The organism is Caldalkalibacillus thermarum (genome assembly GCF_014644735.1).
GTDB lineage: Bacteria > Bacillota > Bacilli > Caldalkalibacillales > Caldalkalibacillaceae > Caldalkalibacillus > Caldalkalibacillus thermarum.
Map to the genome: position 1 here is coordinate 40,353 of NZ_BMKZ01000003.1, position 12,298 is coordinate 52,650.

At 48.0% G+C, this 12,298-nt stretch carries 11 protein-coding genes; all 11 read left to right on the forward strand.

Annotated features, from left to right (window positions below; translation table 11 throughout):
- Nucleotides 1-120: 120 nt before the first annotated feature.
- The 11 genes from IEW48_RS01950 (at nt 121) to IEW48_RS02000 (ending at nt 12,295) form a co-directional block, all read left to right on the forward strand.
- A complete protein-coding gene (locus IEW48_RS01950) occupies nt 121-2,838 on the forward strand; it encodes a calcium-translocating P-type ATPase, SERCA-type (protein WP_371874798.1) in 2,718 nt (905 codons plus the stop codon).
- Nucleotides 2,839-2,997: 159 nt separating this feature from the next.
- Entirely contained in the window at nt 2,998-3,873 is an 876-nt protein-coding gene (locus IEW48_RS01955; protein WP_188622366.1) for a YicC/YloC family endoribonuclease, read from the forward strand.
- 33 nt (nt 3,874-3,906) lie between these two features.
- Nucleotides 3,907-4,170 (forward strand): extracellular matrix/biofilm regulator RemA, encoded by a 264-nt coding sequence (remA, locus tag IEW48_RS01960; protein WP_007505068.1) that lies wholly within the window; start codon nt 3,907-3,909, stop codon nt 4,168-4,170.
- A gap of 38 nt (nt 4,171-4,208) precedes the next feature.
- The gene (gene gmk, locus IEW48_RS01965) at nt 4,209-4,829 is read left to right on the forward strand and encodes a guanylate kinase (protein ID WP_188622367.1); all 621 of its coding nucleotides are present in this window, start codon (nt 4,209-4,211) and stop codon (nt 4,827-4,829) included.
- A gap of 1 nt (nt 4,830) precedes the next feature.
- Nucleotides 4,831-5,040 (forward strand): DNA-directed RNA polymerase subunit omega, encoded by a 210-nt coding sequence (rpoZ, locus tag IEW48_RS01970; protein ID WP_188622368.1) that lies wholly within the window; start codon nt 4,831-4,833, stop codon nt 5,038-5,040.
- Nucleotides 5,041-5,104: 64 nt separating this feature from the next.
- Nucleotides 5,105-6,355 (forward strand): bifunctional phosphopantothenoylcysteine decarboxylase/phosphopantothenate--cysteine ligase CoaBC, encoded by a 1,251-nt coding sequence (coaBC, locus tag IEW48_RS01975; protein WP_188622369.1) that lies wholly within the window; start codon nt 5,105-5,107, stop codon nt 6,353-6,355.
- Nucleotides 6,336-8,669: a primosomal protein N' gene (gene priA / locus IEW48_RS01980; protein WP_188622370.1), complete on the forward strand. Its 2,334-nt coding sequence runs from the start codon at nt 6,336-6,338 to the stop codon at nt 8,667-8,669. The genes coaBC and priA overlap by 20 nt, the downstream gene beginning before the upstream one ends.
- Before the next feature lie 20 nt (nt 8,670-8,689).
- Complete coding sequence (def, locus tag IEW48_RS01985) at nt 8,690-9,169, forward strand: peptide deformylase (RefSeq protein ID WP_188622371.1); 480 nt, start codon at nt 8,690-8,692, stop codon at nt 9,167-9,169.
- 37 nt (nt 9,170-9,206) lie between these two features.
- Nucleotides 9,207-10,151: a methionyl-tRNA formyltransferase gene (fmt, locus tag IEW48_RS01990; protein ID WP_188622372.1), complete on the forward strand. Its 945-nt coding sequence runs from the start codon at nt 9,207-9,209 to the stop codon at nt 10,149-10,151.
- A 42-nt stretch (nt 10,152-10,193) separates the two neighbouring features.
- Nucleotides 10,194-11,483: a 16S rRNA (cytosine(967)-C(5))-methyltransferase RsmB gene (gene rsmB / locus IEW48_RS01995; protein WP_188622373.1), complete on the forward strand. Its 1,290-nt coding sequence runs from the start codon at nt 10,194-10,196 to the stop codon at nt 11,481-11,483.
- A 59-nt stretch (nt 11,484-11,542) separates the two neighbouring features.
- The gene (locus tag IEW48_RS02000; protein ID WP_229703907.1) at nt 11,543-12,295 is read left to right on the forward strand and encodes a Stp1/IreP family PP2C-type Ser/Thr phosphatase; all 753 of its coding nucleotides are present in this window, start codon (nt 11,543-11,545) and stop codon (nt 12,293-12,295) included.
- Nucleotides 12,296-12,298: the final 3 nt, after the last annotated feature.

Genomic DNA, 12,298 nt, shown 5'->3' on the forward strand with positions numbered 1-12,298 from the left:
ACATTTTATGTTAACACGCAGTCATTTAAAGTCAATAACCTTACCGGCATTAACTTTTTATCATGTTTCCCCTGCCTGCCGAATAAAGTTAGCTTAGGGACAAACTTAACAAGCTGTGGGGTGAAACATTTGAAATGGTATGTTCAGGATGAACGGGCACTTGAACAAACGCTGCAGACCAATTTAGAAGAGGGCTTAAGCCACAAAGAAGCAGATAAAAGACTGCAAAAAGTGGGTTACAACGAGCTGGAAGACGGGCAGCGCATCTCTGCCTTTGCGCTTTTACTTGGCCAGTTTAAAGACTTTATGGTGCTTGTCTTGCTCATGGCCACGCTGATCTCAGGGTTGTTGGGGGAGTATACTGACGCCATCACCATCATTGCTATCGTGATATTAAATGCTATTTTAGGTTTTATACAAGAATTTCGGGCGGAAAAGTCATTGCAAGCACTCAAGGAGTTAACAGCGCCAACAGCCCATGTGATCCGGGACGGGAAGCTGACTGAAATTCCAGCAGCCGAACTGGTGCCAGGGGATATTGTTTATTTTGAAGCAGGAGACCGCATTCCCGCTGATTTAAGGTTGATAGAGACGAAGGGTGTTTATGTGGAGGAATCTGCTTTAACCGGGGAATCGGTGCCTGTTCAGAAAGATGAAAGGGTGATGCATAGCGAAGAGGCAGTGAGCTTGGGAGACCAGCACAATATGGCTTTTATGGGAACGATGGTGACACGCGGTTCGGGGCAAGGTGTTGTGGTGGCTACGGGCATGGCCACACAAATGGGTCAAATCGCTTCCCTGATTTCCACCACTGAATCTGTGCAGACCCCCCTGCAGCTCCGATTGGAACAACTTGGCAAAGTGCTGATATCTGTGGCCTTGTTCCTCACAGCAGTGGTGGTTGTAACCGGGATCTGGCACGGCCATGACACCTATAAGATGTTCCTGGCCGGGGTGAGTCTGGCCGTGGCCGCCATTCCGGAAGGATTACCCGCCATTGTAACTATTGCTCTGGCATTGGGTGTGCAGAGGATGATCAAGCGCAGGGCCATTGTGCGCAAGCTTCCTTCGGTTGAAACACTTGGTTGCGCGTCAGTGATCTGCTCTGATAAAACAGGAACTTTGACTCAGAACAAGATGACAGTGACCCATATTTGGACCAACAACGAATTAATCGAGGTAACAGGTACAGGTTATGAACCTTTTGGAGAGTTCAAACTAAATAATCAACCGGTATCTTTTGACAGCAGGCCCTATGTCAAGCAGATGCTGGAGATGGGGGTATTGTGTAATAACACCCTGTTGGAGAAGGTGGAAGAACCGGAAGGGGTATTTAAGAAAAAAGCCAGCTTTTGGGATATTACTGGTGACCCTACCGAAGGAGCTTTAGTGGTGGCAGGGGCCAAGGCCAATGTGTGGAAAGTGGAACTGGATCACGCCTATCCCCGCTTGGAGGAATTTCCCTTTGACTCTTCCCGCAAAATGATGTCGGTTCTTATCCGCTATAAAGGGGATCAACGCTATGTCATTACCAAGGGCGCACCGGATGTTTTAATTGAACGCTGCAGCCGCGTGTTTTGGAACGGGAAGGTTACGGTCCTGACACCAACGATAAAAAGGGAAATTTTAGAGGCCAACGAAAGGCTGGCTAAAATGGCCTTGCGCAACCTGGCTATTGCTTACCGGACTGTTTCAGCCACCGAAACGGTCAGAAATGAAGAAGAGGCTGAACAGCAACTAGTCTTTGTCGGTCTGTTTGGGATGATTGATCCGCCTAGGCAGGAAGTGAAAGAGGCGATTAAGGAGTGCAAACGGGCCGGAATTAAAACGATCATGATCACTGGTGATCACCAGAAAACAGCTGAAGCGATTGCTTTCCAATTGGGTATTTTAAGCCATGGGCAGCGCTCGTTGACCGGGAGCCAGTTAGAACGGATGAATGATAAACAGTTTCACAATATGGTGGAAGAAGTCACTGTCTATGCTCGTGTCTCACCTGAACATAAACTGCGCATTGTCAAAGCATTGCAGGCTAAAGGACATGTTGTCGCTATGACCGGTGACGGAGTGAATGATGCACCGGCCATTAAAGCTGCAGATATTGGCATTGCGATGGGGATTACGGGGACGGATGTAACCAAAGAAGCATCCTCTCTGATTCTGAGCGATGACAATTTTGCCACGATTAAGGCGGCTATTGAGGAAGGGCGGAACATATACGAAAATATCCGCAAATTTATCCGCTATATGCTGGCTTCCAATGTGGGAGAAATTTTAGTCATGTTTTTGGCCATGCTCATGGCCATGCCCCTTCCCCTCGTTCCGATCCAGATTTTATGGGTGAACCTGGTCACAGATGGACTGCCAGCGATGGCCCTTGGTGTGGACCGGGCGGAAGGGAATGTGATGAACCGTCCGCCCCGGGATAGGCGGGAGAGCATTTTTGCCAATGGATTAGGGTGGAAAATCATTTCCCGTGGATTTTTGATCGGTTTAACCACCCTGGCTGCTTTTTGGATCACGCTGGAACAACAACCTGATGACCTCACCAAAGCCCAAACCATTGCCTTTGCTACGCTGGTCATGGCCCAGTTGATCCATGTTTTTGATTGCCGCAGTGATAAATCCATTTTCAGCCGCAATCCCTTTGAAAACAAGTGGTTGCTGGTGGCCGTTGGCGTGTCTACCTTGATGCTGGTTGGCGTGATCCATATGGAAGTTATGCAACCCATTTTTAAAACAACGGCATTGTCCCTTGTGGAGTGGTTGTTCGTGCTTGCTATGGCCGCTATTCCCTCTGTGATTTTAGGCTTTTCTCACGTGTTTCGAAGGGGATAAAGATGAGACAATAATGATCAGACAACATCATTGATACTGGGCCCCTGTCCCGTAAGCAGTCTGTCGGTATGTAAACAGCCTTGGCGGGGAGGGGACGTCTCTTTTTTACTTGTAACCTTTACAAAAATTGATTAGAATGTTGAATGGAAGTGATGTTGCATGAGGAGCATGACCGGATACGGCAGGCAAGAAACGGTGATTGGGGACCTCCGTTGTACAATTGAGGTCAAATCTGTCAATCACCGCTTTTGTGAAGTGTCTGTCCGCATGCCAAAAGCATTGAGCCAATATGAAGAAGCGATTAAAAAATGTGTCACCAGCCAGATTCAAAGGGGACGAATTGAGGTATATATTCACCTGCATACTGAGCAATGGTCGGGGCGCAAAGTGCAAGTCGACTGGGGACTGGCGGAAGCGTATTACCAGGCGCTGTGCAGCTTAAAGGAACGTTACGGCCTGTCTGGTTCCTTAACACTCAATGAGTTGTTGCAACTGCCTGATCTGATCTCCCTTGAAGAGACCGAAGATATGGAACCCTATAAGGAAGGGCTTCTGGAGGGGGTCAGCCAGGCTGTAGACAAGCTGGTGGCCATGCGTGAGCAAGAGGGTGCAGCCCTGGCCAAAGATTTAGAACAACGGAATCAGACCGTTTTGTTAACGGTAAACAAAATAGAAGCTTATGCGCCCCAGGTGAAAGCGCACTATCAACAATGTTTGGAGCAGCGGGTCAGGGAATTTCTCCAAAACAGGGCGGAAGTAGATGAATCCCGCCTGTTGACAGAAGTGGCCGTCTTCGCCGATAAAGCGGATATTAGTGAAGAGTGCACAAGACTCAGAAGCCATTGCCGACAGTTTAAGGATTTGCTGACAAGTGAAGGGCCTGTGGGACGTAAATTGGAGTTTCTCGTCCAGGAAATGAACCGGGAAGTCAATACCATTGGTTCAAAAGCCCAAGCCATTCAAATCAGTCAATGGGTGATTGAACTGAAAAGCCAGCTCGAAAAAATAAGGGAACAAGTTCAAAATGTAGAATAACGGGCTCTAATGAGCCGGCAGGAGGTTAATGGTTTGTCTATCCAATTGATTAATATTGGTTTCGGCAATATTGTCAATGCCAACCGGATTATTTCAATTGTCAGCCCCGAGTCACAACCGATCAAGCGTTTTATCAACCAGGCAAAGGAACGTCAAATGTTAATTGATGCCACATATGGCAGGCGTACGCGGGCTGTGATCATCATGGACAGCGACCACGTGATTTTGTCTGCCGTGCAGCCGGAAACCGTTGCCCAGCGCCTTGGCTCAACTCGCGAAGATATTGTGGTAGAGTAAAAGACATTGTGGAAGAATAAGGATTCATGGAGGTTATCATGGAAGCAAAAGAACAAGGACTGCTGATTGTTTTGTCTGGCCCATCCGGGGTAGGGAAAGGTACAGTCTGTGCCGCTTTGAGGAAAAGGGACGTTCCCTTTACTTACTCGGTTTCGGTGACCACACGTCCCCCCCGGGAAGGGGAAGTGGACGGCGTCAATTACTTCTTTAAAACCAAAGAGGAATTTGAAGACATGATCAAGCGTGATGAATTCCTGGAATGGGCCCGGTATGTCAACCATTACTACGGGACGCCACGTCGGTACGTTGAGGAGCAACTGAATGCGGGACGTGACGTGCTTCTGGAGATTGAAGTGCAAGGCGCTCTGCAGGTAAAGAAAAAATTCCCCCAAGGAATCTTTATTTTTCTGGTACCGCCCAGCTTAAAAGAGCTTGAGCAAAGGATTGTCTCCAGAGGAACCGAATCCCGTGATGTGATCCACAACCGCATGGTTGTTGCCCGGGAGGAACTGGAAATGATGAAGCATTATGATTATGTGGTTGTGAATGATAAAGTTGAGTTGGCCTGTGACCGTATTGAAGCGATCATATTAGCCGAACATTGTAAAAGGGAACGCATGATGAAACATTACATCACTGCTTTGAAGGAGGCAGAATAAAATGCTGTACCCTTCCATTGATGATCTGATGAAAAAAGTAGACTCCAAGTATAAATTAGTGACTTTGGCCGCTAAAAGAGCCAGAGAATTGCGTGACAAAGGAAATCCTTACATTAAGGATCCAAAGTCTCACAAATATGTGGGAGTAGCTCTGGAAGAAATTATTTCTGGTTACATTACTTATGAAGAGGAAAAACAATCTGAAAAATAAGTGATGACACAACCATAACAACCGTTAAGGTTGTTATTTTTTTAAGAAGAAATGGGGGATTTGTGTGGGTGTCAAAGGTAAAACCATTGTTCTAGGGGTAACGGGTGGGATTGCGGCTTATAAGGCCTGTATCATTTGCAGTCAATTGCAGCAAAAGGGAGCCCGCATACGGGTCATTATGACTCACTCGGCAACCCGGTTTGTTCAGCCCTTAACCTTTCAAACCTTGTCCCATCATCATGTTTACACCGACACGTTTGAAGAACATGACCCGTCCGGGGTGGCTCATATTGATTTAGCGGATGAGGCGGACTTGTTTTTAATTGCACCAGCGACCGCCAATATCATTGGGAAATTGGCCAACGGCATAGCTGATGATATGCTCTCCACCACCCTGCTGGCCACCCAGGCACCGGTGTGGATGGCACCGGCCATGAATGGTCACATGTATGAACATCCTGCTGTACAAGAAAACATAACCAAACTGAAAGTGCGAGGCGTACATCTGATTGAACCGGGCTCCGGTCTTTTGGCCTGCGGTTATGTGGGCAAAGGACGCATGGCGGAACCGGAGGAAATTATAAGCGCAGTGGAACAATATTTTGAAACGGGAAACCCGCAGGGAGAACCGGTTGGTGATAAAGCAGTTAAACACTGGTGGCAAGGCAAAAGGGTGCTTGTCACGGCAGGGCCAACCCAGGAACCACTGGATCCCGTCCGGTATTTAACCAATCACTCATCGGGAAAAATGGGGTATGCCCTAACCAAAGTGCTGGCTGGAATGGGAGCTGAGGTTGTTCTGGTTTCGGGTCCCACAGCACTTGATGTTCCCCAGGGGGTAAAGAAGTATATCTCCGTTGTTACAGCGGATGAGATGTACCAAGCAGTGCTGCGTCATTACTCTTCCGTTGATGCGGTGTTCAAAGCTGCTGCCGTGGCCGATTATCATCCGATAAACAAGTCAGAACAAAAAATTAAAAAAGATGCGGAGGAAATCACAATCACCTTCAAAAAAAACAAAGATATTCTCAAAGCGCTGGGGGAACGCAAAAAGGGGCAAATATTGGTCGGTTTTGCTGCTGAAACCCATGATCTGGACATATATGCCCGTGCCAAACTGCAAAACAAGAATTTAGACTTTATTGTCGCCAACAATGTGTCTAAGGAAGGGGCCGGTTTTGGCACGGATACCAACGCCGTCACCATTTATGACCGGTGGGGCGGAAAAGTGGATGTGCCGCTTTTGCCCAAGGAAGAAGTGGCTTACCAAATTGTGAAGGTGGTGGCTGAGCGGCATGGGCTGCATAAGGAATGATAACCTGCCTGCTGGTGGCCCCATTGCCGAGGTGATTGTGGACGTTCCTGTTCTTGGTGCTGACAAGCCCTATGATTATCGTATTCCCCCGGATCTTTCCGGTCAGGTCCAGCCAGGATCAAGGGTCGCGGTTCCTTTTGGCCCGCGGAAAGTGCAAGGTTACGTCATAAACATTAAGGGGAAAGAAACGCATCAGGGTCAGTTAAAACATATAGAAGCTGTTTTAGATGACCAGCCGCCTTTAACCGAGGAGCTGTTAGCCCTGTCTGAATGGATGAGTGAAAAATATGTTTGCTTTAGAAGCACAGCCATTCAGGCCATGTTGCCCAGCGCCTTAAAAGCAAGAACCTCGAAAGAAGTGATTGAGAGCCCAAGCGGAGAAAAACAAGTGGTATATGAGATCAGTGACAATGTTACCGCGAGGCGCGTCTCTTATGTAACCTTGTTAAAAGAAGCAAAAGATGTGCCGCGTTTGTTGCAGGAACTCCCTAAACAAGCGTTGAAACAACGGGCTATTCTCGGCTATCTTTTGGAGCATGAGGGTAAAGTGATGTTGACGGAGCTCCTTCAAGCCTGTCAGGCTTCCAGGTCGTCAGTTCAGTCCTTGCAGGAGAAAGGAATTGTGACCATCGCAACGGAAGAAGTGGAACGGGATCCCTATGCCGGGCGGTCATTTGCTAAAACCGATCCCTTGCCCCTGACCCCAGCTCAAAAAGAGGTTTTTGGCCATATTATCAAGGCCATAGAAAAAGAACAGTTTCAAACCTATTTGTTGCATGGTGTAACAGGAAGTGGGAAGACTGAGGTATATTTGCAGGCGATTGCCCATGTGCTGAAAAAGGGAAAAGAAGCTATTGTGCTTGTGCCCGAAATTTCCCTTACCCCCCAGATGGTAGAGCGGTTTAAGGGACGCTTTGGCGACCAGGTGGCGGTGGTCCATAGCCGGTTGTCTGTAGGGGAGCGATATGATACCTGGAGGAAAATCCGCAATGGCCAAGCTAAGATTGTGATTGGTGCCCGCTCCGCCTTGTTTGCTCCATTTGAGAGACTGGGACTTATTATTATCGACGAAGAACATGAAAGCTCATACAAGCAGGAGGAAAATCCTAGATACCATGCCAGGGATGTGGCAATTTTCAGAGGTCAGTATCATCAAGCTCCCGTTATTTTAGGGAGTGCTACACCGAGTTTAGAAAGTTACGCCCGGGCCCGCAAAAACGTTTATACCCTGTTGTCCTTAAAGGAACGGGTTCATGGACGAGCACTTCCGAAAGTGGAAGTGGTGGACATGCGTCAGGAGCTGCAGTCAGGCAACCGGACTTTATTCAGCCGCCATCTGTACCAGAAGATAGAAGAACGCCTGGAGCGGAAAGAACAGATGGTCCTGTTTATTAACCGCAGAGGATTCTCCACCTTTGTGATGTGCAGAGACTGTGGATTTGTGCTGCAATGTCCCCACTGTGACATTTCCTTGACTTATCATAAAGTGAATCATACGTGCCGCTGCCACTATTGCGGCCATACTGAGCGCCAGCTGATGAGGTGTCCCAACTGCCAAAGTGAACACATTCGTTTTTTTGGTACAGGTACCCAAAAAGTAGAAGAAGCATTGGCACAAACATTTCCAGGTATCCGCGTCATTCGGATGGATGTGGATACCACCAGGCGCAAAGGTGCACACGAAAAACTGCTTCATGCTTTTGGCCAGCACAAGGCAGATTGTCTTTTGGGCACCCAGATGATTGCCAAAGGATTAGACTTCGACAATGTAACGTTGGTAGGCGTTATTGCGGCTGATTCTATGCTGCACTTGCCTGATTTTAGGGCAGCTGAACGGACGTTTCAACTGCTGACCCAAGTGAGCGGACGGGCCGGCCGTCGCCAGAAACCAGGGGAAGTTGTCATTCAGACCTATACACCTGACCATTACAGCATCCAATGTGCCAGCCAGCATGATTATCACACTTTTTATGAGCAAGAGATGCGTTATCGTTTTCAAAAAGGCTATCCTCCTTTTTATTATCTCAGTTTGCTCTTATTTTCCCATCCGGATTTAACCTATTGCATCAAAGCGGCAGAGGAAGCTGCCAACTGGCTGAAACCCAGGCTTTCTAAACAGAGTCAGGTTTTAGGCCCCGTTGCCGCGCCAATTCCTAAGATAAAGGATAGATATCGGTACCAGTGCATGATAAAATATAAAAACGAGTCCCAACTTAGCCGGTTACTCATGGAGCTGTTCTATTACATGCAGCCTCACATAGCCAAATATCACTTGCAACTTCAGATTGATATGGAGCCTCAAGTGATTTTGTGATTAAAAGGAGTGAACACAACTTGGGCGTACGCGCAATTGTCAAATATCCTGACCCTGTTTTACGGGAAAAAGCGGTTGAAGTTAAACGTATTGACGAACGTTTTCATCGTTTGCTGGATGATATGGCTGAAACGATGTATGCGGCTGAAGGAGTTGGTTTGGCTGCTCCCCAAGTGGGGATTTCCAAACGGGTATTTGTGGTGGACGTTGGTGATGAAAATGGATTGCTTGAATTTATTAATCCGGAGATTATTGTCAAGGAAGGGGAACAAATCGGCCCGGAAGGCTGTCTCAGTATACCCGGAGTAAATGGTGAAGTGCGCCGGGCCCAAAAAATTAAAGTGCGTGCGATAGACCGGAACGGTGAGACGTTTGAATTGGAGGCCGAGGATCTGCTGGCCAGAGCCATTCAGCATGAACTGGATCATTTGAACGGGGTCTTGTTTATAGATATTGCGGAGAGAATTTATGATAAGGAGAATGAGCAATCCTCCTCTTAACACTTGTTTTAGCGTGACCATGAAAGGAGCAGCTGCTATGAAAATCGTGTTTATGGGCACGCCTGATTTCGCTGTGCCCTCTCTGTCCATGTTAATCGAAAATGGGTATCACGTGGCCGGAGTGGTGACTCAGCCAGACCGCCCTAAAGGAAGAAAGCGCCAGCTCGCCCCTCCGCCTGTCAAACAGGCGGCTCTTCGTTATCATTTGCCTGTGCTGCAGCCCGATACACTTAAAGATCGCGATGTGCTTAACCAATTAAAGGACTGGGCACCTGACCTGATTGTGACAGCCGCATTTGGCCAGCTGTTGCCCCCGGAGGTTTTGCAGCTGCCTCCCTTGGGCTGCATCAATGTCCATGCCTCTTTGCTGCCAAAGTACAGGGGAGGGGCTCCCATTCACCGGGCCATTATGAATGGGGAAAAGGAGACCGGGGTAACGATCATGTACATGGTTGAAAAACTGGATGCAGGAGATATCCTCACCCAGGTCCGCGTCCCCATTGACGACCACGATGATGTGGGAACTTTACATGATAAGCTGAGTCAAGGAGGGGCTGAACTGTTAATTCAAACGCTGCCGCGGCTAGAGAGAGGAGAGATCTCTCCCATCCCACAAGATGACGCTTTGGCCACCTACGCACCCGTCATTAAACGGGAAGATGAGCGGATTGATTGGTCCAAGCCCCATCATGCCGTTTACAATCACATCCGCGGTTTGCGCCCCTTTCCGGTAGCCTTTACCACTGTTAACGGGCAACCTTTGAAGGTGTGGAAAGCAATAAAAACGGATCAGGAGCAGCAAAACTTTGCTTCAGGGACCATTTACCGTTTGGACGAGACAGGGATTGGCGTGGTATGCGGAGATGGTGTAGGACTCATTTTAACCGAGATTCAACCGTCCGGAAAAAAAAGGATGTCTGCCGCTGATTTTTTGAGAGGGGCAGGAGCCGAGTGGCGCATTGGTCAGCGCCTGGGAACTTAAATTTACTTGGCAACTTGAAGACTTGGAAACGGGAGTAGAACAATGGCAAATCCAAGAGCATTGGCCCTTGATGTTTTAATCAAGGTAGAAGAACAAAAAGCATACAGTCACTTAGTGTTGAATCAAGTATTAAACAAGCACCGCCAGCTTGATTTGCGGGATCGCCATTTGTTGACGGAGCTTGTTTACGGCACTATTCAGCACCAGCGGCTCTTAGATTTCTATTTGGAGCCTTATCTCAAGCAGGGAATGGCTAAGTTGGATGTATGGGTAAAGCAATTGTTAAGGCTTAGTGCTTATCAATTATTTTTTTTGACCCGAATTCCATCCTATGCGGTGGTAAATGAAGCGGTAAAACTGGCTAAAAAACGGGGGCACCGCGGAATCCAGGGACTGATCAACGGGGTACTGCGCAATCTGTTGCGCGAGCCCAAGCGTTCACTTGACACCATTTGCGATCCTGTGGAGCGTATTGCCGTTGAAACTTCCCATCCCACATGGCTGGTGGCCCGCTGGACAGAACAATTCGGATTAAAAACAGCGCAAGAGATATGCCGGGCGAACAATGAACGCCCAGTTTTAACGGTTCGTGTCAACCCGTTAAAAGCATCCAAACAAGAAGTGATGGACCACTTAAGAGCGTTGGGATATCATGTCAGTGAAACGGCCGTAGCCCAACAAGGGCTGAGAGTGGAAAATCCGGCCAAGTTAATGGAATCCTCCCTGTTTAAACAAGGTTATTTTACCATCCAGTCAGAAAGCTCTATGTTGGTTGCCCCCCTTTTGAGGCCTGAGCCTGGGATGAAAGTGTTGGATCTGTGTGCCGCTCCCGGAGGGAAAACCACCCATTTAGCTGAGCTGATGGATAACAGAGGACATGTTGTGGCCAACGATGTTCATGCCCACAAACTTAAATTAATTAAAAAGGCTGCAAAGCGGTTAGGAATTACAATCATTAATGTCACCGCTTATGATGGGACCACAGTCAGCCCCGGGCAGCTGGGACATTTTGAGAGAATATTGGTTGACGCACCTTGCAGTGGTTTTGGTGTGATTAAACATAAACCCGACCTTAAGTGGCACAAACGGCCTGAAGATATCAAACAGATTGCTGAGTTACAGCTTCAATTGTTAACCCGTGCTGCCCAGCTGTTAATACCTGGGGGACAGCTGGTGTACAGCACGTGCACCATTGACCGGGAGGAAAATGAAAGTGTGATCACACGCTTTTTGGAGGATCACCCTGATTTTGAGGTGGGAGAGATACGTCAAATTTTTCCCCAAGACTTTGGTTCTGACGGATTTTTTATGGCGAAGTTAAACAAAGCATGATAGAGTATGTTAAAGCATGGTAGTAACGATAGAGCAGAAGGTAAGTTGAGGTGACCCCAGTGGAAGTAGCAATCAAGACACATGTCGGGCATATGCGCGAAGTTAATGAAGACTGTGCAGGTGTTTTTGAACATGAGCAGGGTGTTATGCTTGCCGCGGTGGCCGATGGCATGGGAGGGCATCGGGCCGGGGATGTGGCCAGCAAAATGGCATTAGATAAATTGCAAGATTTATTTCATGCGGTGGATCATGGGCAAGACGCCCAAGCGTGGGAGCAGTGGTTAAGGGAAAGTATTGAAACAGCCAATACCTACATATTCAACTATGCCCAGCAGCACCCCACCCATTTGGGCATGGGGACAACACTGGTCACAGCGTTATTTTTAAAGAATTGTTATCTGATTGCCCATGTGGGTGACAGCCGTGCATACCGGTATGTGCATGCTTGTTTAGAGATGTTGACAGAGGATCATTCACTGGTGAATGAGCTGGTCCGCTCCGGGCAACTGGCACCGGAGGAAGCGGAACATCATCCTCAGCGCAATGTCATTACAAGGGCCTTGGGCACTGAACGAAACGTCCGGGTTGATCTGCAGCGTTTCCAGTATGTCGGGAATGAACAAATTTTGTTGTGTTCTGATGGGCTGTCCGGTATGGTGGCGGAGCAGCAGATAAAAGAAATCCTGGAGAATCCCCATTCTGTGGATGAGAAAGCTTCTCTTTTGTTACAAGCAGCATTGGATGCTGGGGGAGAAGATAACATCACCTTAATATTGGTCAGTCATCAGGATGAAGCAGGCAGCGTAAAGTGAGGT